This window comes from Rhodococcus sp. PML026, from assembly GCF_000963615.1.
Lineage (GTDB): Bacteria > Actinomycetota > Actinomycetes > Mycobacteriales > Mycobacteriaceae > Rhodococcoides > Rhodococcoides fascians.
The window spans coordinates 240,970-265,491 of the sequence record NZ_KQ031367.1; the positions used below are offsets into that span (position 1 = coordinate 240,970).

The window sequence follows — 24,522 nt, forward strand, 5'->3', positions numbered from 1 at the left end:
CGTAGGCGGGGGATTCCATGAGTTCGAGCAGGTCAATAGCTATGCGTTCGATAATCTCGGTGGTCGCTGCATCACTCCTCGCGGTGACCGGCGTGGTAGCCGGTTCCGGTACCGCAGCCGCCGCACCCAACTGCGCCGGCGTCGGCGGGAAGTCGGCAGAGGTCGCGAAAATTCCTGGGGCTGCGCTGGAGGGCCTTGCCGTCGATGGGTCGGGCCGCGCGTATGTCACCGATATCGTCTCGGGCCGGGTGTACCGCATCGACGCACCTGGACAGCCCGCGTATCCCATTGCGAAGGTGCCCAGCGGCGGCGGCGGAGCTCTGGCATGGATGCCCGACGGGACGCTCCTGGTCGGCTACGGTGCCGATCCCCGTGTATTCGTCGGAGATGTCGTCAAGGCCGCCGGCATCGTTCGACTCGACATCGACACCCTTGCCGTCACTCCCTTTGCGAAGGGACTCAGTGCAGCCAACGGACTCGCCGTTGCTGCGGACGGAACCGTCTACGCCACCAACGACTTCGGTTCGCTCATCGGCCGCATCAGCCCCGACGGTTCTGTCGATCCGAGCTGGGCGCGCTTGCCGAGCGCCAACGGCGCGGTGCTCGATTCCGCTGGGAAATATCTCTACGTCTCTCGGACGTTCGTGAACGCGGGCGTCAGTCGAATTCCTATTGCGAATCCGTCGGCACCGGAAGACCTGCTCGATCTGAAGGGGCTCGATTCGTTGGCTGCCCCGGACGGTCTCACTCTCGACGCCGCCGGCCGTCCGGTGGTACCGCTCAATGCAGGCGGTTCCGTCGTCCGCATCGATGCTCCGGGGGTCACCTGCGTGATCGGTACCGGTACTCGGTTGACCAGTGTCGTCTCCTACGGCCGCTCCGAGCAGGGGTTTTCGAGCGGAAGATTGTTCGGCGCAAGCTTCGACGGCGTGGTCCGCGAGATTCCGGGGCCCAAAGCCTAGGGTTGTCGCCGTGACGCTCGATTTGCATGCCGACCCGATAGACCTCACCGCGGCGCTGGTGGACATCCCCAGCGTCAGTGAGGACGAGGCGCGTATCGCAGACGAGGTGGAGCAGGCACTCCGCGAGCAGACCACGGGCTTCGAGATAATTCGGAGCGGCAACGCCGTCCTGGCCAGAACCAACCGCGGGCTGGGTTCACGGGTGATGCTCGCCGGCCATCTCGACACCGTGCCGATTGCCGACAACGTCCCGTCGAGGCGCGAGCACGAGAGCGCCGAGGGAGACATCCTGCACGGCTGCGGGACCGTCGACATGAAGTCGGGCGATGCGGTGTTTCTTCACCTCGCCGCGACGATCGACAACCCGGCACACGACCTGACTCTGGTGTTCTACGACTGCGAGGAGATTGCTGCCTCACGCAACGGTCTCGGTCGCATCGAACGTGAGCTACCCGAATGGCTGAACGCCGATGTCGCGATTCTGGGCGAACCGTCCGGCGGGTTCATCGAAGCCGGTTGCCAAGGCACACTGCGTGTTCGGCTGACGGCGTCGGGTACCCGAGCGCACAGTGCCCGATCCTGGCTGGGCGACAACGCCATTCACAAGTTCGGTGCGGTGCTCAATCGGCTGGCGGCCTACCACGCTCGTAGCGTCGATATCGATGGATGTGTATATCGCGAAGGGCTGCAAGCAGTTCGGATCGCCGGCGGGGTGGCGGGCAACGTTGTCCCCGATGCCGCCGAGCTCGACGTCAACTTCCGCTTCGCACCGGACCGCAGCGTCGACGAGGCCGTCGAGCATGTCTGTGAGGTGGTCGACGGACTCGATCTCGGGTTCGAGGTGACCGACTCGTCACCGGGTGCGCTGCCCGGGCTGAACCAGCCCGCTGCCGCTGCCCTCATCGAGGCAGCGGGTGGACAGTTCCGGGCCAAGTACGGCTGGACCGACGTCTCCCGGTTCTCCGCCCTCGGCATACCCGCAGTCAACTACGGACCGGGCGATCCCAACCTCGCCCACAAGCGCGACGAGCGCGTCCCGGTCGAACAGATCACCCACGTCACACAGGTTCTACGGAGCTACCTCTCCGCCGGATAGCCTGAACGCCATGAACAGCGTCGACGACCCAGGTAGTTACGAACAGATCGGCAGCGAAAAGCCCGCCAAACACAAGGGATCCGTCGTACTTCGCCGCGGTCGAAACACCGAGACGTCCACGTCGGACCAACGATTGCTCGACGAACGCGGATCCGGCAATTGGATCCATTCGGACACCTGGCGCGTGCTGCGCATTCAGAGCGAATTCGTCGAAGGCTTCGGTGCTCTGGCCGAGGTGCCGCGAGCGGTGACGGTGTTCGGTTCGGCGCGCACACCCGTCGACCATCCCGAATACGAGCGGGCGCGTGAACTCGGAGCTGCCCTGGCACGCGAAGGCTTCGCCGTGATCACCGGCGGCGGTCCCGGTGTGATGGAGGGCGCGAACCGCGGCGCGAGCGAGGCCGACGGGTACTCCATCGGACTGGGCATCGAGCTGCCGTTCGAGCAGGGCCTCAACGACTGGGTCGATCTCGGTGTCAATTTTCGATACTTCTTCGTGCGCAAGACCATGTTCGTCAAGTACTCCCAAGCGTTCGTGTGCCTGCCCGGAGGCTTCGGTACTCTCGACGAACTCTTCGAGGCGCTCACACTCGTGCAGACCGCGAAGGTCACACGATTCCCGATCGTGTTGCTGGGCAAGGACTTCTGGTCGGGATTGCTCGACTGGATCAAGACCACTCTCGTGAAAGAAGGCAAGGTGTCCGAGAAGGACCTCGACCTCATCCATTGCACCGACAGCGTCGACGAGGCCGTCCGCATCGTCCGGGAGGCCCAGCAGTGAGCGTGCAGCCGGTCGGCGTTTCGGGGATCAGCGTGTGTGTCTACTGCGCATCGGGACCGGTCGACGCGTCGTTCATCGATCTGGCGCGTGAGGTCGGTACCGAGATCGGTCGGCGTGGTTGGCAGCTGGTGTCGGGCGGCGGCAACGTCTCGATGATGGGCGCGGTGGCCGCGGCGACACGCGCAGCCGGAGGCAACACCGTCGGTGTCATCCCGAAAGCGCTCGTGCACCGCGAGGTCGCCGACGTCGATGCCGACGAGTTGATCGTCACCGACACGATGCGTGAGCGGAAGAAGATCATGGAGGACCGAGCCGACGCGTTCATCACGTTGCCCGGCGGCATCGGAACGCTCGAAGAACTGTTCGAGACGTGGACGGCCGGCTATCTGGGCATGCACAGCAAGCCGATGGTGATGCTCGATCCGTTCGGGCACTTCGACGGCCTGATGCAGTGGATCGACGGTCTGAGCTCCACCGGGTTCGTGCAGCAACGAGCCCTCGACGCGCTCGTGCGCACCACTTCTGTCGACGAGGCCCTGGACGTGTGCGGCGCGTTGTGAAAGTTCACCAACCGAGCCCGCCTGACGAAGTGCTGGAAGTTGTTACTCTCTAGTAGGGTTAGTTATCTCACATCGTCTCAAAGGGGAGCTCATGGCTGTCGATGCCCGTCAGAAAATCGGAGTGACCGACCTCGCGGTCGCGTTGCCGAAAATGGTGACGGAGGTGCCGAGCCTGCTCAAGGGGCTGGCGGGCTTCACCCGCAAGCCGGACCACAAGGTCTCCATCGGACTGATTTTCCAGGACGCGGCAGCCAAGAACAGCAGTCGACCGTTCGTCCGTTTCGAGGGTGAGTCGATCTCCTACAAGGACGCGAACGCGCTGGTCAATCAGTACGCCGCAGTGTTCACCGACCGGGGGGTCGTACGCGGCGACGTCGTCGGTGTGCTGAGCAAGAACCGCCCCGAGGCGCTGTTCGCGGCGCTGGCTGCCGTGAAGCTCGGTGCCACCGCAGGCATGCTCAACTACAACCAGCGCGGCGACGTGCTCGAGCACAGCCTCGGAATTCTCGAAGCGAAGGTGCTGGTCCTCGACGAGAACGCGCAGGAAGCGCTGGATTCTCTGGACGGCGAGCCCAAGGTCGGGTCGGTGTTGCCGCTGAAGGAGCTCGGCGAGCTGGCCGCGAAGGCGTCGACGGCCAACCCGTCGGTCACCGCGGAGATCCAGGCCAAGGAGAAGGCGTTCTACATCTTCACCTCGGGAACGACGGGCATGCCCAAGGCCAGCCTGATGAGCCACTTCCGTTGGCTCAAGTCGATGTCGGGCCTGGGCAACATGGGCGTGCGACTGCGCGGCGACGACGTCATCTACTGCTGCCTTCCGCTTTATCACAACAACGCGCTGACGGTGACGCTGTCCTCGGTGCTCGCCGGCGGCGCGACGATGGCCATCGGTAAGCAGTTCTCGGTGAGCAACTTCTGGGAAGACATTCGCGTCAACAAGGCCACGGCGTTCACCTACATCGGTGAGCTCTGCCGGTACCTGCTCACGCAGCCGAAGAAGGATTCCGACCGGGACAACTCGGTCAAGCTGATCGTCGGCAACGGACTGCGACCGGAGATCTGGGAGGAGTTCACCGAGCGATTCGGTATCTCCCGCGTCGCGGAGTTCTACGGTGCCAGCGAATGCAACATCGCCTTCATCAACGCACTGAACATGAAGAAGACTGCCGGAATCTGCCCGTTGCCGTATGCCGTGGTGCAGTACGACGAAGAGTCGGGCAAGGCCAAGCGCGGCCACGACGGCAAGCTCCGCAAGGTCGGTAACGGTGAAGTGGGCCTGCTGCTGTCCAAGATCACCGACCGGGCTCCGTTCGACGGGTATTCCGACGACAAGGCCACCGAGAAGAAGATGGTGCGCGACGGGTTCAAGGACGGTGACGCGTGGTTCGACACCGGCGACCTCGTTCGCAAGCAGGGCTGGATGCACGTCGCATTCGTCGACCGGCTGGGAGACACTTTCCGCTGGAAGGGCGAGAACGTCGCCACGACCCAGGTCGAGGGTGCACTCGGTAGCCACCCGGCAGTGGACGGGGCCGTCGTCTACGGCGTCGATATCGAGGGTGCCGACGGCAAGGCCGGTATGGCTGCGGTGACCCTGCGCGACGGTGAGTCCTTCGACGGCAAGTCGTTCGCCGAGCACCTCTACGACAAGCTGCCGACGTACGCGGTGCCGCTGTTCGTGCGCATCGTCGACAGCCTCGAGCAGACCTCGACGTTCAAGAGCCAGAAGGTCGCTCTACGCAAGCTGGGGTTCCAGGAAGACGGTGACAGCGAACTCCACGTGCTGCGCGGCAAGTCCGGTGGCTACGAGAAGTTCTACGACGGCTACGTCGACGAGGTTGCCGCCGGCAAGGCCCCTAAGGGGTAACCAGCAAGCTCGAGGCGAGGGTGGCCTCGAGCCATCGTGCGTAGCGGTCGGTCGTCCAACCCGACCGCTCGCACAACATTCGGTGCATTTCGGGGCTGGTCAGGGCCCAGATGGTGGTTCCTGCCGTTTCGAGGTCAACGGCCAGATCTCCACGTGCCCCGATCCACTCGGCGATCTGCATCATCGCCGATCTGCGTTGTCGGTCCTGGATATCGCGTCGTAGTGCTGCGATGTCCTCGTCGACGGCAGCCGCGCTGAGCAAGATGTCGTCGACCGCTCTGATTCGCGCGACCTGTTCGGCGATTCCTGACGCGAACATGCGGAGCTGCGTGCGTTGATCGAGTTCGTCGCGCACGGCCGATGCTGATGAGCGCTGCATGATCGGCGTCGGGTCGGTGTCTCCGCCGATGTCCAGATCCACCATTTCTCTGAGCAGCGTGCGCTTGTTCTTGAAGACGTGGAAGACGGTGTCCGCCGAGACACCTGCCGCGGCGGCGATCGACGGGACCGAGGTTGTGCCGTATCCGTGGGCGAGGAAGAGTCCGCGCGCGGCCTCGATGATGCGGAGTCGGGTGCCTTCGGCCTGCTGTTGCCGCACGGCGGAGTTGTAGGTCCTCTTGACGTTTTCGGTCATCGGGTCGAGTATATGCATATTGATCCGAGTGCCACTTGAACGAATCGGGGCGTCATGGATATCCAACAGGCGAAAGATCGAGTGGGACGGGTCTTCGAGGACGGATTCGGGCGGGGTGATCTCTCGACGGTGGATGCAGCACTCGCAGCGAGCGCTGTCGACCGGCACGCTTTCGGACAGGACGAACCGGATATGGCGGCACACCTCAAAGGTGCGATCGCGATGTTCCGTTCTGCGATGCCGGACCTGCGCGTGACGATCGGTGATCTTTTCGGGGAAGGAGACCGAATCGCCGCGCGGGTCGAGATGGAGGGAACCCACACGGGCTCGCCTCTGTTCGGCGTGCCATCCTCGGGGCTGCCCGTTGCGCTCGAACAGTTCCACGTCATCGAGCTCGACGCCGACGGACGTGGTGCCCGGCACTGGGCGAATGTGGGTGCCGACACCATCGCGCTCGGGCACCTCCGCCGAAATGCCACTATGGATGAATGAGCACTCTGTGCGGTAAGCCGGTCGCCGACGATCGAGCTCTGGTCATGGCGATCGTCAATCGCACCCCCGACTCGTTCTACGACGGGGGCGCGAATTTCTCCGACGATGCAGCGATGGCGTCCGTGCACAGGGCTGTTGCCGAGGGTGCCGACATGGTCGATATCGGCGGCGTCAAAGCAGGCCCCGGTGATCTCGTCGACGCGGCGGAGGAGATCCGCCGCGTCGTGCCGTTCGTCGAAGCGATCCGGGGTGCGTATCCGGATCTGCTGATCAGTGTCGATACCTGGCGTAGAGAGGTTGCTCGCCTGGCCTGCGGTGTGGGAGCCGATCTGATCAACGACACCTGGGCCGGAGCCGATCCCGAGTTGGTGCGCGTCGCCGCTGCCGAGGGAGTCGGGATCGTCTGCTCGCACACCGGCGGTGCCGTTCCGCGGACCCGTCCGCACCGGGTTCGGTACACCGACGTCGTGGCCGATGTGGTCGCGGAAGTCACCGCAGCTGCCGACAATGCCGTCGCGGAGGGGGTGAAGAAAGATTCGATTCTGATCGATCCGACCCACGATTTCGGGAAAAACACCTATCACGGGCTCGAGTTGTTGCGTCGCGTGGACGTTCTTGTAAACACCGGGTGGCCTGTGCTCATGGCGCTGAGCAACAAGGACTTCGTAGGCGAGACTCTAGGGGTAGAGCTCGCCGACCGGTTGGAGGGAACATTGGCAGCGACAGCATTGGCCGCAGCAGGCGGAGCCCGGATGTTCCGGGTGCACGAAGTTGCGTCGACCAGAAGAGTCGTCGACATGGTGGCAGCGATCCAGGGACGACGAACCCCGGCGCGGACGGTCAGGGGGCTGGCATGACACTGGCCGATCGAACGGACGTGACCCGAATGTGGTCCGAGACCAACAGCTGGGACACCCCCGAATGGACCATCGCCGAGCTCGAGGCCGCCAAGGCGGGCCGCACGGTGTCCGTGGTGCTTCCGGCGCTGAACGAGGAACAGACGGTGGCTGCCGTCATCGACACCATCCACCCGTTGCTCGGTGGCCTCGTCGACGAACTGATCGTGCTCGACTCGGGCTCGACCGACGAGACGGCAGTACGCGCGAGAGCGGCCGGTGCCCGTGTCATCAGTCGCGAGGAGGCAGTACCGGGGCTCGATCCGGTACCGGGCAAGGGCGAGGTGCTGTGGCGATCGGTCGCGGCGTCGACGGGTGACCTCATCGCCTTCGTGGATTCCGATCTGATCAATCCCGATCCGGCCTTCGTCCCGAAATTGCTCGGACCACTGCTGATGGGCGACGGCATTCATCTCGTCAAGGGCTACTACCGACGTCCACTTCGCGTCAGTGGCACCGAGGACGCCAACGGCGGTGGACGCGTCACCGAGTTGGTGGCTCGACCCTTGCTCGCGGCGCTGCGCCCGGAGCTGACCGGCGTGATCCAGCCGCTGGGCGGGGAGTACGCGGGCACTCGTGAGTTGTTGTCGGCGGTGCCCTTCGCGCCCGGTTACGGGGTGGAGATCGGCCTGCTTCTCGACACGTACGACCGGCTCGGTCTGCAGGCCATCGGACAGGTGAACCTGGGAGTGCGAAAGCATCGCAATCGGCCGCTGGTCGAACTCGGGGCGATGAGTCGGCAGATCGTGGGAACGATGCTGAACCGGTGCGGCATGGTCGATTCCGGTGCCGGACTGATGCAGTTCCGGGTGGCAGGGGATTCGTTCGAGCCGTTCTCGACCGAAGTGTCGTTGGCCGATCGACCGGCGATGAACTCGCTGATCTGACCGACCACGAGGTGCGTCCAGCCGACGTGTCGGACAGCCGTGACAAGATCGTGGCATGTTGACGCTGTTGATCTACATCATCGTCATTGCAGTCGTCGCTGCGGCGTTGTTCTTCATCGCCGCAGCGGTGTTCGGTCGCGGTGAAGAGCTGGGGCCGTTGCCCGAGGGAACCACCGCAACAGTGCTGCCGGCCGAAGGGGTCACCGGTGCCGATGTGCGCGCGTTGAAGTTCCAGCAGACGTTGCGGGGTTACAAGCCCAGCGAAGTCGACTGGGCCCTCGAGCGCCTGGGCGGCGAGATAGACATGCTGCGGTCACGGCTGTCCGCGGCGCAGGAGTCGGGTTCTCGATCCCCGCTGTCGGGGCAGCCCGGCAGTGCGGGCCTCACAGACAGTGCGGGCCTCACGGATAGTTCGGGCGTCACAGGCACGGTCGAGTCGGACGAACGGTGAGCGCAGTCGCGGGGCCGGACGGCAAGCTGCGCTGCCCGTGGGGTGCCACCGACGACGAGCTGTATCGCACCTATCACGACACGGAGTGGGGGCAGCCGCTGCACGGCCGCAATGAGCTCTACGAGCGCCTGTGTCTGGAAGCGTTTCAGTCGGGCCTGGCGTGGATCACGATCCTGCGCAAGCGGGAAAGCTTCCGCACTGCTTTCGCCGGATTCGATCCCGACGCAGTGGCCCGCTTCGACGACGCCGATGTGGAGCGATTGATGAGCGACGCGTCGATCGTGCGGAATCGGCTCAAGATCGAGGCGGCGGTGAGCAACGCTCGCGCGATCGTCGACCTCGACGACACCGATCTCGACACTCTGCTGTGGTCTTTCGCGCCGGAGCCCAGGTCACAGCGGCTCACGGAGTTCACCGACGTGCCCGCGTCGACACCCGAATCGACGGCGTTGGCCAAAGAGCTCAAACGCCGCGGGCTACGGTTCGTCGGTCCGACTACCGCCTACGCATTGATGCAGGCCACCGGAATGGTCGACGATCACCTGTCGAGGTGTTGGGTGCAGGTCACGAATACCGACTCAGGTTCCCCCCATCGACGGCGATAGGGAAGAATGGCACAGGACACTCCGTCGCCCCGCGACGAATTTATCTTTTAGGCCGAGGCGCCGAGCAGGTGGGCGCAGATCTGGAGGGAGCAGAGGATGGCGGCGATGAAGCCCCGGACCGGGGACGGTCCCCTCGAAGCAACCAAAGAGGGACGAGGAATCGTCATGCGTGTCCCGCTCGAGGGGGGCGGCCGTTTGGTCGTCGAATTGACCCCCGACGAGGCCGCGGCACTCGGTGACGAACTGAAGGGCGTCACCGGCTGATCGCCACGTCGATCGATCATCGCTCAGCCCCGCTCGCCGCACCGGCCAGCGGGGCTTTGTGTTGTCATCAGCGGTGTTGTGATCGGCAGGTCGTTTCCGGGGGAGTGCCGGAGAATCTGTCTCGATGTGAAAGAGGTGCTCGATGCTGACCGACGTCGTCGATCTGCTGGTCTGCCCACAGTGCCGCGTCCGTGAGGTCGAGTCGGGCCTGGGTCTCGGTGAGACCGATCGAAGTCTGTGGTGCGATCGTGGTCATTTGTTCGACGTGGCCCGGCAGGGGTACGTCAGCCTGTTGACAGGCGACGGCGGCAAGTTCACCGGTGATTCGGCCGAGATGGTCACAGCCCGTGAGAAGTTCCTCGGTGCCGGTCATTTCGAGCCCATCGCGGCGGCGGTGTCGGCGGCTGTTCCGCCCGAGTCGGACGTGGTCCTCGATGTCGGGGTCGGCACCGGGTATTACCTCGCAGGTGTCCTGGACGCGCGTCCGGCCGCGCTGGGGGTCGGGGTGGACGTGTCCAAGTTCGCGGCACGCCGAGCCGCGCGGTCGCATCCCCGGCTCGGTTGCGTCGTCGCGGACATCTGGAGCGGGCTACCGATTCGGGCGGGTGCCGTGTCTGCGGTGACGTGTGTGTTCTCGCCGCGCAATGCCGGTGAACTGCATCGAGTTCTCGGCGACGACGGCACGTTGGTGGTCGTCACGCCGACGTCGCGGCATCAGCGTGAGCTGCGCGGGCCGCTGGGGCTGATCGGCGTCGAAGAGGACAAGACCCGTCGGCTCGGTGAGTCGCTGTCGGGTCTGTTCGGGTCGGTGGCCGAGACCCCGCTCGAGTACTCGATGATGCTCTCGCACAACGACATCGAGGAACTCATCGGGATGGGGCCGTCGATTCGGCACGGTGACCCCGGCGCGCGGTCCGCGGCGTTGAAGGATTTGCCCGACACCGTCCCGGTCACCGCGTCGGTGACGGTGTCGACTTACCGAAAGATCTCTCAGCCCCGACGCGCCAGCGCGTCGTTGTAGACGGCGAGGGTCTGTTTCGCGATCGACGCCCACGAGAATTCGGCAACGGCCCGCTCGCGGCCGGCCTTGCCCATCGCCGTCGCCAGTGCGGGGTCGAGAGCGACCTCGTTGACGGTGTCGGCGAGGGTTCGCTCGAAGACGTCGGGCTCGTACGAGTTGTAGTGCACCAGCCGTCCGGTGCGGCCGTCGTCGACGACCTCGGGGATGCCGCCGACGTCCGACGCCACGACCGCGGTTTCGCAGGCCATCGCCTCGAGGTTGACGATGCCGAGTGGCTCGTACACCGATGGGCAGACGAATACTGCTGCGGCGGAAAGGATCTGGCGAATCTTGTCGGTGGGGAGCATGTCCTTGACCCAGAAGACCCCGCTGCGTTGCTCGGCCAATAACGCCACTGCGCGTTCGGTTTCTGCGGCGATCTCCGGAGTGTCGGGCGCGCCCGCGCACAGGACGAGCTGAATCGACGGATCGAAATGGTGTGCCGCGGCGATGAGGTGACCCACGCCCTTCTGCCGAGTGATGCGGCCGACGAACGCGACGATCGGCTTGCTGGGATCCACCCCGATCTCGTCGAGAGTCGACGTGCCGTGATCTGCGTACCACCGCTCGGTGTCGATCCCGTTGCGCACCACGTGGACTCGACTCGGGTCGAGGCGCGGATAGGCGTCGAGCACGTCTTTGGCCATGCCCTCGCTGACGGCGATGACGGCGTCGGCGTATTCCACCGCGTTCTTTTCCGACCACGACGAGATGCGGTAACCGCCGCCCAGCTGTTCGGCCTTCCACGGCCGTCGCGGCTCGAGCGAGTGGGCGGTGAGGATGTGCGGTACGCCGTACAGTTCTGCCGCGAGGTGACCGGCGAGGCCGGTGTACCAGGTGTGCGAATGCACCACGTCCGCTCCCGCTGCCGCGTTGGCCATCCGCAGTTCCGCCGACAACGTCGTCAGTGCTGCGTTGGCTCCGGCCAGTGCCGGATCGGGATCGTGCACCTGTGCGGTGTCGCGCGGAGCTCCCATGCAGTGGATGTCCACCTCGCACAGCGACTTCAGCTGCGCGGTCAACTCCGTGACATGAACTCCTGCGCCACCGTAGATCTCCGGCGGGTATTCCTTGGTCATCATCGCTACTCGCACGTGAACGAACCTACATTCCCCGGCAGTTGTGCGTGTACTGGTAGCAAGGTTCTCTCGGTGCGGATAGGTTGGGTGGGTGAGGACACAACCGCACGTACTAGGGATTGTGCTTGCAGGCGGAGAGGGTAAGCGCCTTTACCCGATGACCGCGGACCGAGCCAAGCCAGCCGTTCCCTTCGGGGGCGCCTACCGACTCATCGACTTCGTGCTGAGCAATCTCGTGAATGCCGGTTACCTCCGGCTCTGCGTGCTGACTCAGTACAAGTCCCATTCCCTGGACCGCCACATCTCGCAGACGTGGCGACTGTCGGGTTTCGCCGGGGAGTACATCACTCCGGTCCCGGCACAGCAGCGTCTCGGCCCCCGGTGGTACACCGGCAGCGCCGACGCCATCTTCCAGTCGCTGAACCTGGTGTACGACGAGGACCCCGAGTACATCGTGGTCTTCGGTGCCGACCACGTGTACCGAATGGATCCGGAGCAGATGGTGCAGCAGCACATCGACTCCGGCGCGGGCGTCACCGTCGCAGGTATCCGGGTTCCGCGTAGCGAGGCATTCGCGTTCGGCTGCATCGACTCGGACGAGAACGGCAAGATCACCCAGTTCCTGGAGAAGCCGGCGCAGCCGCCCGGGACCCCCGACGACCCGGACGTCACGTATGCGTCGATGGGCAACTACGTGTTCACCACCAAGGTGCTCGTCGATGCCATCAAGGCGGACTCCGAGAACTCCGACTCCGACCACGACATGGGCGGCGACATCATCCCGGCGCTCGTCGAAGCAGGCGTGGCCTCGGTCTACGACTTCAACGACAACGTCGTTCCCGGTGCCACCGAACGCGATCGCGGCTACTGGCGAGACGTCGGCACCATCGACGCCTTCTACGACGCCCACATGGACCTGGTGTCGGTGCATCCCATCTTCAATCTCTACAACCGCCGCTGGCCCATCCGCGGATCGGCCGAGAATCTGCCGCCCGCCAAGTTCGTGCAAGGCGGCCTCGCTCAGGAATCCGTCGTCGGTGCCGGCTGCATTCTCAGCGCCGCCACCGTCCGCAACTCGGTACTGAGCTCGAACGTCATGATCGACAGCGGCGCGACCGTCGAAGGCAGCGTCCTGATGCCCGGAGTCCGGATCGGCAAGGGTGCCGTCGTTCGGCACGCGATCCTGGACAAGAACGTCGTCGTCGGTGACGGCGAAATCGTCGGAGTCGATCTCGAACGCGATCGGGAACGCTTCAACGTCAGTGCCGGGGGAGTCGTCTCCGTCGGTAAGGGCGTCTGGATCTAGAGCAGAGCCTGCGGCATGTGAGTGGAAGTTCGTAGCGTGCTACGGATTTCCACTCACATGGTCACGCCCGCGACGCGCAGATCAACCCGTCGCCCAGAGGGAGCAGCACCGTCGTCAGGCGCTCGTCCTCGGCGATGGCTCGCGCGGCCGATCGAACGGCCACCGCAGTTGCGTCTCGTTGAGTCGGATCTGCAACCCGTCCACCCAGCAATGCGTTGTGCAGCACCAGAACTCCGCCGGGGCGTAGCAACCGCACACTCTCGGCGACGAAGTGCGGATGGTCCGCAGGGCTGGCGTCGATGAACACCAGATCGTAGGTGTCGTCGGCCAATCGGGGGAGTACGTCCAACGCCCAGCCGTTGATCAGCCGAGTGCGGGACGGCGCGATTCCCCCTGCCCGGAATGCTTCTCGCGCTGCCCGCTGGTGTTCGGGCTCGGTGTCGATGGTGGTCAGCACACCGTCCGCTCGCATCCCGTCGAGCAGCCACAGACCGCTGATTCCCGCGCCCGTTCCGATTTCGACGACCGTCTTCGCGCCGAGCATCTGAGTGAAGATGCTCAGGATGGCACCTACGGACGGCGGCACCGGAGCCGCACCGAGGTCGACGGCTCGCTCTCTGGCTGCGATCAGAACCTCGTCCTCCTGAGCGGAGTCTTCGGCATAAGCGAGCATCTTCTCGGCGTTGGTCGGCACGTCCCGAGGTTATCGTGCCCGGGGCTCGATCTCACGCACACATTCTCAGGTGGGCCTCAGGTGATTCATACCGGACCCACACGCGGGTCGGTCAGGCTATGGAGGAATCGCAGGTCCGTCTCGATTGCGAAGTGTGAGCTGGAACATCCGAGGGTAGTCGTCGGTTGCATCAGAAGGACGTACGCAGTCCTGAGCAGGAGGATCCAACTATTTACAAGATCAACGGCGATCGCGACATCGCTCGTCTACCCGAGTCCGTGCCCACCCCCGACGACCTCAGCGGCACCGCAGTGTTCGATGCGACCGGCGAGAACTCCACCATGCCGTCTTGGGACGAGCTCGTTCGCGAACACGGCGACCGCGTCTACCGACTCGCGTACCGCCTCTCCGGCAATGCCCAGGACGCCGAGGACCTGACTCAGGACACCTTCATCCGCGTATTCCGCTCCCTGTCGAACTACCAGCCGGGAACGTTCGAGGGTTGGCTGCACCGCATCACGACCAACCTGTTCCTCGACATGGTTCGTCGCCGCAGCCGTATCCGCATGGAAGCACTGCCCGAGGACTACGACCGCGTTCCGTCGGACCGGCCCAACCCCGAGCAGATCTACCACGACGCTCGCCTCGACCCGGATCTGCAGTCTGCGCTCGATTCGCTGGCACCCGAGTTTCGCGCCGCAATCGTGTTGTGCGACATCGAAGGACTGTCGTACGAAGAGATCGGTGCGACACTGGGCGTCAAGCTCGGAACGGTTCGTAGTCGCATTCACCGTGGCCGTCACGCGCTACGGGAGTACCTTCGAGTGCACGGGAAGGTCGACTCGGGTCACGCAAGTGTCCACTAGCTACGAGGAGGGTTGGATGACGCAGGCACGCAAGCCTCGGCAATTCAGCTCCACCGAACATCTGGCCAGTGAAGCCGTCGCAGCCTACGTCGATGGTGAACTACGAATGCCCGCTCACCTCCGCGCCGCTCACCACCTCTCCGAATGCCCGGAATGCTCGGCCGAGGTCGAGGCGCAGCAGCAGGCGCGTCGAGCGCTCCGCGGAGCAGGCGAGATGTCGATGCCACATTCGCTCCTCGGTTTGCTGAGCCAGATTCCGTCCTGTGCAGGCGAAGACGGGCCCGCTCGATCCAAGCGGTCGTTCATGGCGTCCGTCGAGGCCGTGCGCCGTCGTCGACGCTGACCGCCGCGTTTTCTGCCCGACGAGTCCTCACCTGCATCGAGCTGCCCCGACCGCTCGAGTGATACTGAACTCTCACACCGACGTATGCGAGGGGTAACCGGACGCGTGACATCGAATTCGACCAGCACCGAGACCACAGGCACAGCAGACGAGGGTCCACGGTTGCCGCCGCGTCCGGTCCATCGACCCACCGTCGATCCGGTGTCGGCCTCGGTATTCGGACGTCCCGATGACGTCGGCGGTTCGTTCTCCCCACGTCGCCCCGACGAACAACTGCCTTCCCTGCTGTCGGTCCGGCCGCCGGACCCCGTCTTGGCCGAGGCCTTCGGACGTCCCGACGACGCCACCGAGTCATTACAGCGCGACCCCGACGCCGCCGACGAGTCCGACGCCGGCCCCCAGGTTCCGGCCGATCCGTGGCGTGATCCCGCGTCCCGAGTGTCGCTGGGCGGCGCGGCCCTCGACACCCCACCACCTCCTGTACTCCCTCCTGGAACCAAGCTCGGCGTGCGCGACGTCTTGTTCGGGCGATCGGTATCCGTGCGGGCGCTCGTCGTACTCGGTGTCCTTGCCCTCGTCATCGGCTTGGTCGGTGGACTGTTCGGCCGCCTGACCGCCGAAGTGACCGGCGCACTGACCAGCCAGAAAGTGACACTGACCCAGTCCAGTGGCGACGACGTCCCACGCGGCCAGATCAGCAAGGTGGCCGACGCGGTCCTGCCGTCGGTCGTCTCCATACAGGTGACCCTCGGCGAGACCGGAGGCACCGGCTCGGGCGTCGTGATCGACGCCGACGAGGGCTACATCGTCACGAACAACCACGTGATCTCGCTCGCCGCATCCGACGAGGACAAGTCGACCCTCGAAGTCACCTTCTCCGACGGCACCAAAGTGCCCGGACGCATCGTCGGCCGCGACACCAAGACCGACCTCGCCGTACTCAAGACCGACGTCGGCAACCTCACCGAGGCTCAGCTCGGACGGTCCGACGACGTCCGCGTCGGCCAGGACGTCATCGCCGTCGGGTCACCGCTCGGCCTGAACAAGACGGTCACCTCGGGCATCGTCAGTGCGCTCGACCGCCCCGTCGCGCTGTCGGGGGAGGGCACCGACACCAACGCCGTCATCGACGCGGTACAGACCGACGCAGCCATCAACCCGGGCAACTCCGGTGGCCCCCTGATCGACTTCGAAGGTCGCGTCATCGGCATCAACTCCGCCATCCGAAGCGAGAGCGGCGGATCGGTGGGCCTGGGCTTCGCGATACCCGTCGACGAGGTCACCGAGGTGGCGCAGGCCCTGATTCGGGACGGCGTCATGCGGCACCCGGATTTCGGGATCAACGCGCGTTCGGTGATCAACGAAACCTCGGCCGGCGCAGAAGTCGCCAACGTCCGGGCCGGTGGGCCGGCCCAGCAAGCCGGAATCGTCGAAGGGGACGTCATCACCAAGGTCGGCGACCGCTCGGTGGGGGACGCGGACGAGCTCGTCGTCGCGGTGCAGGAAACCACGATCGGTCAGGCGGTGCCGGTGCAACTCGTCCGCTCCGGACGGCTGGTGGACCTGTCCGTCACGCCGGTTTCCGACTGACGACGTAGGCTGGCACCCGTGTTCGGCAACATCGGTTGGGGAGAGCTCGTCATTCTCCTCGTAGCAGCTCTGGTCATCCTCGGCCCGGATCGTCTCCCCGGTGCCATCAGCTGGGTGTCGAAGTCCCTCCGCCAGGTCAAGGACTACGCCAACGGCGCGAGCCAACAACTCAAGGACGAGCTCGGCACCGACTTCGAGGACCTGCGTAAGCCCCTCGCCGACCTCAACCAACTCCGCGGCATGACACCGCGAGCCGTGATCACCAAACACCTGCTCGACGGCGACGACTCGGTCTTCAAGAACCCGCTGGACGACACCTTCAAGGGCAAGCCCTTCGACACCAAGCCCAAGAACATGGGCGGGCCGACGCCGCAGAACGGCGTGTCCTCGGGCAGTACATCCGGGGGTGGAGTGTCGATGAGCAAGAACGAACCGAAACTCGCGGCGGGCGATACCCCGCCCATCGACGCCGACGCCACGTAGGCATAGCCCCAACCGGCCCGACGAACCACCCAGTCTGCAGGCTGCGCCCGCCCGACCGCTGCGCCCCCCGTCGGATGAATGTGGGATTCAGTCGCTCTGAGTGCAACAAAGGCGCATTGATCCGCGGCGGGGCGGGCGGCGGGAGCGGGCGGGCCAGTGGCTAGAGCACCTTGTTCAGGAAGTCCTGGGTGCGTGGGTTCTGTGGATTCCCGAACAGCTCGTCGGGTGTTCCCTCTTCGACGATGACGCCCTCGGCCATGAAGATCACTCGATCCGCGACTTCACGCGCGAAGCCCATTTCGTGGGTGACGACCACCATCGTCATGCCGCCCTTGGCGAGGTCGCGCAGTACCTGCAGAACTTCGCCGACCATTTCGGGGTCCAGGGCGCTGGTGGCTTCGTCGAACAGCATGATCGACGGGTTCATGGCCAGTGCCCGCGCGATGGCCACGCGTTGCTTCTGCCCACCCGAGAGGTTGGCGGGCTTGTAGTCGGCACGCTCGGACAGTCCTACCTGTTCGAGCAGCTGCAGGGCCGCGTCCTTGGCCTGCGACTTCGACATCTTCTTGGTTTCGACGGGTGCAAGCATGACGTTCTCGAGGGCTGTCATGTGCGGAAAGAGGTTGAAGTGCTGGAACACCATGCCGATGTTCTGGCGCACCTTGTCCAGGTCCACGTTCTTCGCCGTCAGGTCGGTTCCGTCGACGACGACCGATCCGGCGGTGATGTCTTCCAGCTTGTTCAGGCAGCGCAGGAACGTGCTCTTGCCGGAGCCGGACGGTCCGATCACGCAGACTACTTCACCGTTGGCGATCTCGGCGTCGATGCCCTTGAGAACCGTGTTGTCGCCGAACGCCTTCTGCAGGGCCTTGATCGAGATCTTCGTTCCCGGACCTTTGTCGACCGGCAGGTCCTTGGTCAGTTCGGTGCTCATTTGTTGATCCTCTTCTCGAGCCGGTTCGACAGCTTGGTGAGAGCCATGATGATGATGAAGTACAGGACGCCGACGATCAGCCACATGTTGAACGACTCGAAGTTTCGGGCGATGATCAGACGACCGGTCTGCGTCAGCTCGGCGAGGCCGATGACCGAGAGCAGCGACGTGTCCTTGAGCGTGATGACGAACTGATTGATGTACGACGGGATCATCGTGCGAATTGCCTGGGGCATCACCACTTTTCGCATCGACTTGAGGTAGCTGATGCCGAGGCTGCGGGACGCCTCCATCTGGCCCTTGTCGACGGCGAGGATGCCGCCGCGGACGATCTCGGCCATGTAAGCACCGGCGTTGAGCGAGAGTGTGATGATGCCTGCGGTGAACGCCGACATCTGGAAGTTCAGTGCCGCGGGTACGCCGAAGTAGATGAAGAATGCCTGCACCAGAAGTGGTGTGCCACGGAAGATGTCGACGTAGGTGGTTCCGATGCCGCGGAGCACGATGTTGGTCGAGACGCGGAACAGGCCGAAGATGCCGCCGAGTACCAACGCGATGGCGATGGAGATGACGGTCAGCACGATCGTGAGCCACAGACCCTTGAGCAGCAACTGCCAGCTGCTGGCGATCAGGCCGGGGATCGAGGTGTCGGCGGTGGACGCGTCGGCGTTGAGGTAGGTGTCGAGAATTTCGTCGTACTGTCCGTTGGCGCGCAGGTTCTCGAGGCCGGTGTTGAACTGGTCGAGCAACTGGGCGTTGGTGCCCTTGGCGACGGCGAATCCGTAACTGGCACCGGCTTCTTTCTCGGTGACCGTCTTGAAGCCGTTGCCCTGGGTGATGCCGTAGGCGAGCACCGGGTAGTCCTCGAAGGCTGCTGCGGAGTTTCCGGTACGCACTTCCTCGAACATGGTCGCGGAGTCGTCGAAGCTGCGGATGGTGAAGCCGTACTGATCGGCGATCGACGTCGCGAACGTCGCACCCTCGGTGCCGTTCTTGACCGCGACCGACTTACCGCGCAGGTCTTCGTAGCCCTTGATCTCGTCGTTCGAATCCAGAATTGCCATCTGGACGCCGGAATCGAAGTACGGATCGGAGAAGTCGAAGGTGGCCTTGCGCTCGTCGGTGATCGACATGCCGGCGATCATTCCGTTGAACTGGCCGCTGGTGACGCCCTGGAGTGCGGTGTCGAATCCGACCTGCTCGACGGTGTAGTCGAAGCCCTGGTCGACGGCGATGGCCGCGAGCAGGTCCATGTCGATTCCGACGAGTTTGCCTGTCTCGTCCTGGAATTCGAAGGGCGCGAACGTGGTGTCTGTCGCGATCGAGTAATTCTGGGCTGGCGGGGCAGGTTGTGCCGACGCCAGCGCGGGACCGAGTACGGATCCCAGCAGGGTCATCAGCAGTGCGATCAGTACCGGAACGACGACCGGCCTGACCCGATGCGGCTTCTTCATGAAGGCCACTCTCTATCGACAGTAGGATTGAAGGCAAATCATAAGGCTCCAACCCTGTTCCCCGCGTCGTTTGTCGGGTATAAGCGCCTGCCTTACAGTTTCCGAGTTGTGTCGATTCCCAGCGACATTCCCACCAGTCCGCGCTCGCGCACGGCAAGTTTTCCGGCGACCGCCTCGAGTGCTTGTGCCGCAGGCGAATTCGGGTGGCCCAATACGATCGGAGTGCCGGCGTCGCCGCCTTCACGGACGGCGGTGTCGAGCGGAATCTGGCCCAGCAGAGGCACCTTGGCACCCACGGCCTTGGTGAGGCGATCCGATACGTCCTGTCCGCCACCGGATCCGAAGATATCCATCCGGGTACCGTCGGGCAGCTCGAGCCATGACATGTTCTCCACGACGCCTGCAACGCGCTGACGCGTCTGCAGTGCGATCGCTCCGGCGCGCTCGGCGACCTCGGCAGCGGCTTGCTGCGGGGTGGTGACCACGAGGATCTCTGCGTTCGGAATCAGTTGTGCGACAGAGATTGCCACGTCGCCGGTGCCGGGCGGAAGGTCGAGGAGCAGCACGTCCAGGTCGCCCCAGAACACGTCGGCGAGGAATTGTTGCAAGGCCCGGTGCAGCATGGGTCCGCGCCAGACGACCGGGGTGTTGCCCTCGGTGAACTGAGCGATCGAGATGAACTTCACGCCGTGCGCCTGCGGCGGCATGATCATCTTCTCCACCTGCGTGGGTCGCGCGTCGTTGCCGAGCATGCGGGGAACGGAATGGCCGTAGATGTCGGCGTCGAGCACACCCACCGACAGGCCGCGGGCGGAAAGGGACGCGGCAAGGTTGACCGTCACGCTGGACTTGCCCACGCCGCCCTTGCCCGACGCCACCGCGTACACACGCGTCAGCGATCCGGGTTGCGCGAAGGGAATGACGGGCTCGGCGGAATCGCCGCGCAGGGACTTGCGCAGTGCGGTGCGTTGCTCGTCGTTCATCACGTCGAGTTCGACCGTCACGGTGCCGACTCCGGCGACGTCGGCGACGGCGTTCTTCACGCGATCGCTGATCTCGGTCTTCATCGGGCAACCGGAGGTCGTCAAGTAGATGCCGACGCCGACGGCTCCGTCGGCGGCGATGTCGATGCTCTTGACCATCCCGAGGTCGGTGATGGGTTTACGGATCTCGGGGTCGATGACCTTCGTCAGCGCGGTCCGAACGTCGGATTCGGTCAGTACAGCCATTGCTTCATGCTATGCGGTGCACCGAGTCCCGATGAACAGCAGGGCAGCTCGATCTAGTGCTGCGTTGAATTCAGTGAATCCGCGGGAGCTGGTCCGAGGACGGCACGATGCCGGTGGCGTAACCGGCCGACCATGCGAGCACGTTCGCCACGTAGGCCATCGAATTGTTGTAGCGCAGGATTGCTCGGGTGGTCGAGGCCAGGTCGCGGGCGTTGGTGCCGTCGTCGCACAGGTACATGCCGGTGGCCAGGGCCGCGTCGTACAGGTTCTGTGGGTCGGAGACTCCGTCGCCGTTGCCGTCGGCGTGGTAGAGGTTCCACGTAGAGGGCAGGAACTGCATCGGGCCGACTGCGCGGTCGTACTGGGTGTCGCCGTCGAGTGCGCCGCCGTCGGTGTCGCGAATCACCTGATTTCCGGCGAGGGTGCCGTTGAGAACCGGTCCGAGAATGGGCTCGTGCAGTTCGCCCGAGTCGTCGACCTTGCCGTTGTTGGCGTGGGTGGATTCGACGCGGCCGATGCCGGCGATGACGGTCCAGCTGATGCCGCAGCCGGGCTGCTGCTGGGCCAGGATGCGTTCGGCGTTCTTGTATGCAGAGACGTTGACGACCGGGATCGCGATGGGGCTGACCGCAGGGTTGGTGGGCAGCTCGGGTGTGGGCGGGATCTCGGGAGCCGGGGCGGGCGCGGGGACCGGGGCGGGTGTCGGCAGCTCTGCCTGGGCCACCGGCTGCGCCTGCTGGTCCTGGGCGATCGGCTGCGGGGTCTCGACCACGGAGTTCGATTCCTGTGCGGCCGGGGCCGTCTTGGCGGTGACGAACGGGATGTATTCGGTGGCTCCGGCGCTGGTCGCGGCCGTGACGAGTCCTGCGGGGACGAGGCCTGCCAGAGCAATCACCGAGTTCCGTCGAACCTTGGAATTCGATGCTTTTCTGTGACGACCCACGCGCGCTGTACCTCCTGATTTCCCCGGATGATCTCCGGGGCCCGACCTGATGACCGGGATCGAGGGTACCTGATTCGAGACTGTTCCGTTATCGGGCCGTTACCAGGCGCGGAGGGGTGCGCGGTCTATTGCGGGTCGGTCTCGCCCGACGCGTCGTCGGCCAGGCGTGCGGCCGCTTTCTTGCGCGCCTTCTTCGGTGCGTTGGCGGGTTGACCCGTCGCTTGTTCCAGCAACGCCCTGATGTCGTCGAGTTCGCGGCGCAGATAGTCACGGGTGGCGACTTCACCGACGGCGATACGCAGAGCTGCGAGCTCCCGCGCGAGGAACTCGGTGTCGGCTTTGGTCTGCTGAGCCCGCGACCGATCCTCTTCGAGAGAGACGCGGTCGCGATCGTCCTGCCGATTCTGGGCGAGCAGGATCAACGGCGCGGCGTACGCGGCCTGCGTCGAGAAGGCGAGGTTGAGCAGGATGAAGGGATACGGGTCCCACTGCAGATTGACGGCCACGACGTTGAGGAAGATCCAGACGATGACGATGCCGGTCTGAATCGCCAGATAGCGTCCGGTGCCCAGGAACCTGGCGGCTTTCTCACCCGACTTGCCGAGATCGAAGTCGAAGTTGACGTTGAACAGCCGCGAACCGCGCGGCGTGTCCATTCTTTGGCGTGCTGTTTCTTTCACTGTCCGGCCACTTCCTGATCTCGCCAGTCCTCGGGCAGCAGGTGATCGAGGACGTCGTCCACGGTCACGGCCCCGACCAGGTGGTCCTCGTCGTCGACCACCGGGCCGCAGACGAGGTTGTACGTCGCGAAGTACCGCGTCACCGCGGTCAGGCTGTCCTCGGGGGACAGCCGCGGGAGTGCGCTGTCCACGACTCCGCCCACCAGACTCGCCGGGGGTTCTCGCAACAGTTGCTGCAGGTGAACACAGCCCAGATATGGGCCGGTCGGTGTTGCGGTCGGCGGCCGCACCACGAACACGAGTGAGGCCAGCGCAGGCGTCAGGTCGGGGTTGCGTACCCGAGCGAGGGCCTCGGCCACCGTCGTCGACGCGGTGAGGATCACGGGCTCGGGCGTCATCAGACCGCCGGCGGTGTCGGGGGAGTGTTCGAGCAGGCGGCGGACCGGCGCGGAGTCCTCCGGATCCATCAGTCGCAGAAGCGATTCCGCTTCGGTCTCGGGTAGCTCGCCGAGGAGGTCGGCGGCGTCGTCGGGGTCCATGGCCTCGAGCACGTCGGCACCGCGGTCGACTCCGAGGTAGTGCATCAGCTCCACCTGATCGTCGTCGGGCAATTCCTGGACGACGTCGGCGAGGCGCTCGTCGTCGAGGGCCCGCGCCACCTCCATGCGGCGCTTGACGGGGAGCTCGCGCATCGCATTCGCCACGTCGGCGGCGCGCAGGTCCTCGAACTGCATCAGCAGCTGCGCCACACCCTGGTCGGGCATCGACAGTTCGTTCTGCGTGAGCCCCTGCACGTGCTGCCAGTCGACGACGTGGATGGCACCGCGTCGCGCAAGGCGTTGGCGCTGCTTACGCACCGCCACGCGTGCGACCTTCCAGTCTCGAGTTCGGGTGAGCTCGATGCCGAGATCGACGACGACGGAATCGGTGTCGTGCAATTCGTCGAGCTCGGGATCGTCGACGCGTACCTTGGAGTCGAGGATCTGCGCGAACACCAGAATCTCGTTCGCGCGCTGAGTGAATCGGCGCAGACTGACGTTTCCGGTGGTGAGCTGAACGGAGTTGGGCTCGATGCTGGTCACTCGCAGCATCGGGACGAAAATTCTTCGGCGCGTTGCCAATTCGACCACGAGTCCGAGGACTCGCGGCTGTGCCCTGCCTACGCGCATGGAGACCACCACGTCGCGCACTCGCCCGATCGATTCGCCGTCGGGGCCCAGGACGCCGAGGCCGGCGAGCCTGGCCGCGAATACCTTGCTCAGTGCTGCCATGATGGCAAGGTTAGAGGCTGGGCAATACAGCGGGTGAATCAGACAGGGGTAGTGCTTTCGATGGGTGCTTCGGGATTGCGTCGATCGGTACTGGCCGTTCCGGGCAGTTCGGACAAGATGATCGCCAAGGCCAAGGGCCTGCCTGCGGACGCGATCTTCCTCGATCTCGAGGATGCCGTCGCGCCGATCGCCAAGGTCGAGGCCCGCGCGCGCATCGTCGACGCGTTGAACTCCGATGGGTGGGGCGATCAGCTCAAGGTCGTGCGCGTGAACGACTGGACGACGCAGTGGACGTACGGCGACGTCATCGACGTCGTCTCCGGGGCGGGTGGCAATCTCGACGCCATCCTGTTGCCGAAGGTCGAGTGCGCGGCGCACGTGCAGGCATTGGATCTTCTTCTCACTCAACTCGAGAAGGAGCACGGTCTCGACGTCGGGGCCATCGGCATCGAGCCGCAGATCGAGAGCGCGCGCAGCCTGCGCAACATCGACGAGATCGCGACCGCGAGCCCCCGGGTGCAGACGTTGGTGTTCGGGCCGGCAGACCTGATGGCGAGCGTCAACATGCGCACCCTCGTCGTCGGGGAACAGCCGGTGGGATACGACACCGGCGACGCCTATCACCACATTCTGATGACGATCCTGCTGGCGGCTCGGACGCACGGATTGCAGGCGATCGACGGCCCGTACCTGCAGATTCGTGATCTCGACGCGTTTCGCCGGGCCGCGGGACGGACGGCCGGTCTCGGGTTCGACGGCAAGTGGGTGCTGCACCCGACGCAGATCGAGGCGGCCAACGAGATCTTCGCGCCACGACAGGACGATTACGACAAGGCCGAGATGATTCTCGACGCCTACGAGTTCCATACCTCGGCGGCGGGTGGCGCTCGCGGTGCGGTGATGCTCGGCGACGAGATGATCGACGAGGCGAGCCGCAAGATGGCGCTGGTCGTCTCGGCGAAGGGTCGCGCAGCCGGTCTGACGCGCACGACGACGTTCGAGCCGCCGATCTCCTGATCGAGGCGGTTGTCCGAGGGCCGAACAATGGGTGTGACGGTGCCGGAGCGGAGCCTGCAGAAGCGACCAGAAAAGTCCGTTTCGGGGCACAATGGAGTC

At 64.8% G+C, this 24,522-nt stretch carries 27 protein-coding genes; 18 read left to right on the top strand and 9 right to left on the bottom strand.

Annotated features, from left to right (window positions below; translation table 11 throughout):
• Positions 1 to 41: 41 nt before the first annotated feature.
• The 5 genes from VF34_RS02605 (at position 42) to VF34_RS02625 (ending at position 5,266) form a co-directional block, all read left to right on the top strand.
• Positions 42 to 962, top strand: a complete 921-nt coding sequence (locus VF34_RS02605; RefSeq protein WP_231578167.1) for an SMP-30/gluconolactonase/LRE family protein — start codon at positions 42 to 44, stop codon at positions 960 to 962.
• Between the two features lie 10 nt (positions 963 to 972).
• Positions 973 to 2,058, top strand: coding sequence for a succinyl-diaminopimelate desuccinylase (gene dapE / locus VF34_RS02610; protein WP_045840748.1), 1,086 nt, complete (start codon positions 973 to 975; stop codon positions 2,056 to 2,058).
• Between the two features lie 10 nt (positions 2,059 to 2,068).
• Positions 2,069 to 2,839 (top strand): LOG family protein, encoded by a 771-nt coding sequence (locus VF34_RS02615; RefSeq protein WP_045840749.1) that lies wholly within the window; start codon positions 2,069 to 2,071, stop codon positions 2,837 to 2,839.
• Complete coding sequence (locus VF34_RS02620) at positions 2,836 to 3,399, top strand: LOG family protein (RefSeq protein ID WP_230074810.1); 564 nt, start codon at positions 2,836 to 2,838, stop codon at positions 3,397 to 3,399. The genes VF34_RS02615 and VF34_RS02620 overlap by 4 nt, the downstream gene beginning before the upstream one ends.
• A gap of 91 nt (positions 3,400 to 3,490) precedes the next feature.
• The gene (locus VF34_RS02625) at positions 3,491 to 5,266 is read left to right on the top strand and encodes a long-chain-acyl-CoA synthetase (protein WP_027498059.1); all 1,776 of its coding nucleotides are present in this window, start codon (positions 3,491 to 3,493) and stop codon (positions 5,264 to 5,266) included.
• Here the strand turns inward: VF34_RS02625 and VF34_RS02630 are convergent.
• Positions 5,256 to 5,900: a TetR/AcrR family transcriptional regulator gene (locus VF34_RS02630; protein WP_051365251.1), complete on the bottom strand. Its 645-nt coding sequence runs from the start codon at positions 5,898 to 5,900 to the stop codon at positions 5,256 to 5,258. The two genes, VF34_RS02625 and VF34_RS02630, sit on opposite strands and share 11 nt — an antisense overlap.
• 54 nt (positions 5,901 to 5,954) lie before the next feature.
• On the opposite strand from VF34_RS02630, the gene VF34_RS02635 reads away from it, so the two are divergent.
• The 7 genes from VF34_RS02635 (at position 5,955) to VF34_RS02660 (ending at position 10,516) form a co-directional block, all read left to right on the top strand.
• The gene (locus tag VF34_RS02635) at positions 5,955 to 6,392 is read left to right on the top strand and encodes an ester cyclase (protein WP_045840750.1); all 438 of its coding nucleotides are present in this window, start codon (positions 5,955 to 5,957) and stop codon (positions 6,390 to 6,392) included.
• Entirely contained in the window at positions 6,389 to 7,249 is an 861-nt protein-coding gene (gene folP, locus VF34_RS02640) for a dihydropteroate synthase (protein WP_045840751.1), read from the top strand. Before VF34_RS02635 ends, folP begins: the two co-directional genes overlap by 4 nt.
• Positions 7,246 to 8,175, top strand: coding sequence for a glucosyl-3-phosphoglycerate synthase (locus VF34_RS02645; protein ID WP_027498057.1), 930 nt, complete (start codon positions 7,246 to 7,248; stop codon positions 8,173 to 8,175). The genes folP and VF34_RS02645 overlap by 4 nt, the downstream gene beginning before the upstream one ends.
• 55 nt (positions 8,176 to 8,230) lie before the next feature.
• The gene (locus VF34_RS02650; protein WP_080735499.1) at positions 8,231 to 8,626 is read left to right on the top strand and encodes a DivIVA domain-containing protein; all 396 of its coding nucleotides are present in this window, start codon (positions 8,231 to 8,233) and stop codon (positions 8,624 to 8,626) included.
• On the top strand, positions 8,623 to 9,231 hold the full coding sequence (locus tag VF34_RS02655; protein ID WP_032383847.1) for a DNA-3-methyladenine glycosylase I: 609 nt from the start codon (positions 8,623 to 8,625) through the stop codon (positions 9,229 to 9,231). The genes VF34_RS02650 and VF34_RS02655 overlap by 4 nt, the downstream gene beginning before the upstream one ends.
• 96 nt (positions 9,232 to 9,327) lie before the next feature.
• Positions 9,328 to 9,495: a DUF3117 domain-containing protein gene (locus VF34_RS24485; protein ID WP_008714277.1), complete on the top strand. Its 168-nt coding sequence runs from the start codon at positions 9,328 to 9,330 to the stop codon at positions 9,493 to 9,495.
• 142 nt (positions 9,496 to 9,637) lie between these two features.
• Complete coding sequence (locus VF34_RS02660; RefSeq protein ID WP_045840752.1) at positions 9,638 to 10,516, top strand: methyltransferase domain-containing protein; 879 nt, start codon at positions 9,638 to 9,640, stop codon at positions 10,514 to 10,516.
• On the opposite strand, the gene glgA is transcribed toward VF34_RS02660, so the two are convergent.
• Positions 10,486 to 11,649, bottom strand: coding sequence for a glycogen synthase (gene glgA / locus VF34_RS02665; RefSeq protein WP_027498054.1), 1,164 nt, complete (start codon positions 11,647 to 11,649; stop codon positions 10,486 to 10,488). The genes VF34_RS02660 and glgA overlap by 31 nt on opposite strands.
• Positions 11,650 to 11,725: 76 nt before the next feature.
• Here glgA and glgC point away from each other — a divergent pair, with 76 nt between their 5' ends.
• On the top strand, positions 11,726 to 12,940 hold the full coding sequence (gene glgC / locus VF34_RS02670; RefSeq protein ID WP_027498053.1) for a glucose-1-phosphate adenylyltransferase: 1,215 nt from the start codon (positions 11,726 to 11,728) through the stop codon (positions 12,938 to 12,940).
• Positions 12,941 to 13,001: 61 nt separating this feature from the next.
• Here the strand turns inward: glgC and VF34_RS02675 are convergent, their stop codons facing one another.
• Positions 13,002 to 13,613: an O-methyltransferase gene (locus VF34_RS02675; RefSeq protein WP_032365496.1), complete on the bottom strand. Its 612-nt coding sequence runs from the start codon at positions 13,611 to 13,613 to the stop codon at positions 13,002 to 13,004.
• A gap of 239 nt (positions 13,614 to 13,852) precedes the next feature.
• On the opposite strand from VF34_RS02675, the gene sigE reads away from it, so the two are divergent.
• From sigE to tatB, 4 genes are all read left to right on the top strand, one after another.
• The gene (gene sigE, locus VF34_RS02680) at positions 13,853 to 14,479 is read left to right on the top strand and encodes an RNA polymerase sigma factor SigE (protein WP_045840779.1); all 627 of its coding nucleotides are present in this window, start codon (positions 13,853 to 13,855) and stop codon (positions 14,477 to 14,479) included.
• A gap of 16 nt (positions 14,480 to 14,495) precedes the next feature.
• The gene (locus VF34_RS02685) at positions 14,496 to 14,822 is read left to right on the top strand and encodes a hypothetical protein (RefSeq protein WP_032365497.1); all 327 of its coding nucleotides are present in this window, start codon (positions 14,496 to 14,498) and stop codon (positions 14,820 to 14,822) included.
• Between the two features lie 84 nt (positions 14,823 to 14,906).
• On the top strand, positions 14,907 to 16,412 hold the full coding sequence (locus VF34_RS02690) for a S1C family serine protease (RefSeq protein WP_045840753.1): 1,506 nt from the start codon (positions 14,907 to 14,909) through the stop codon (positions 16,410 to 16,412).
• Between the two features lie 18 nt (positions 16,413 to 16,430).
• A complete protein-coding gene (tatB, locus tag VF34_RS02695; protein ID WP_032365382.1) occupies positions 16,431 to 16,895 on the top strand; it encodes a Sec-independent protein translocase protein TatB in 465 nt (154 codons plus the stop codon).
• Positions 16,896 to 17,055: 160 nt separating this feature from the next.
• Here the strand turns inward: tatB and VF34_RS02700 are convergent, their stop codons facing one another.
• The 6 genes from VF34_RS02700 to VF34_RS02725 all read right to left on the bottom strand — a co-directional run bounded on the left by VF34_RS02700 (position 17,056) and on the right by VF34_RS02725 (position 23,406).
• Positions 17,056 to 17,829: an amino acid ABC transporter ATP-binding protein gene (locus tag VF34_RS02700; RefSeq protein WP_045840754.1), complete on the bottom strand. Its 774-nt coding sequence runs from the start codon at positions 17,827 to 17,829 to the stop codon at positions 17,056 to 17,058.
• Complete coding sequence (locus VF34_RS02705) at positions 17,826 to 19,283, bottom strand: amino acid ABC transporter substrate-binding protein/permease (protein ID WP_027498046.1); 1,458 nt, start codon at positions 19,281 to 19,283, stop codon at positions 17,826 to 17,828. Before VF34_RS02705 ends, VF34_RS02700 begins: the two co-directional genes overlap by 4 nt.
• A 92-nt stretch (positions 19,284 to 19,375) precedes the next feature.
• Complete coding sequence (locus tag VF34_RS02710; RefSeq protein WP_032375491.1) at positions 19,376 to 20,512, bottom strand: Mrp/NBP35 family ATP-binding protein; 1,137 nt, start codon at positions 20,510 to 20,512, stop codon at positions 19,376 to 19,378.
• Positions 20,513 to 20,582: 70 nt separating this feature from the next.
• Positions 20,583 to 21,455: a lytic transglycosylase domain-containing protein gene (locus VF34_RS02715; RefSeq protein WP_045840755.1), complete on the bottom strand. Its 873-nt coding sequence runs from the start codon at positions 21,453 to 21,455 to the stop codon at positions 20,583 to 20,585.
• Positions 21,456 to 21,580: 125 nt separating this feature from the next.
• Positions 21,581 to 22,111: a DUF1003 domain-containing protein gene (locus tag VF34_RS02720; protein WP_045840756.1), complete on the bottom strand. Its 531-nt coding sequence runs from the start codon at positions 22,109 to 22,111 to the stop codon at positions 21,581 to 21,583.
• Between the two features lie 20 nt (positions 22,112 to 22,131).
• Positions 22,132 to 23,406: a magnesium transporter MgtE N-terminal domain-containing protein gene (locus tag VF34_RS02725; RefSeq protein ID WP_027498042.1), complete on the bottom strand. Its 1,275-nt coding sequence runs from the start codon at positions 23,404 to 23,406 to the stop codon at positions 22,132 to 22,134.
• 60 nt (positions 23,407 to 23,466) lie between these two features.
• On the opposite strand from VF34_RS02725, the gene VF34_RS02730 reads away from it, so the two are divergent.
• The gene (locus VF34_RS02730; protein ID WP_032375492.1) at positions 23,467 to 24,423 is read left to right on the top strand and encodes an HpcH/HpaI aldolase/citrate lyase family protein; all 957 of its coding nucleotides are present in this window, start codon (positions 23,467 to 23,469) and stop codon (positions 24,421 to 24,423) included.
• Positions 24,424 to 24,522 lie beyond the last annotated feature (99 nt).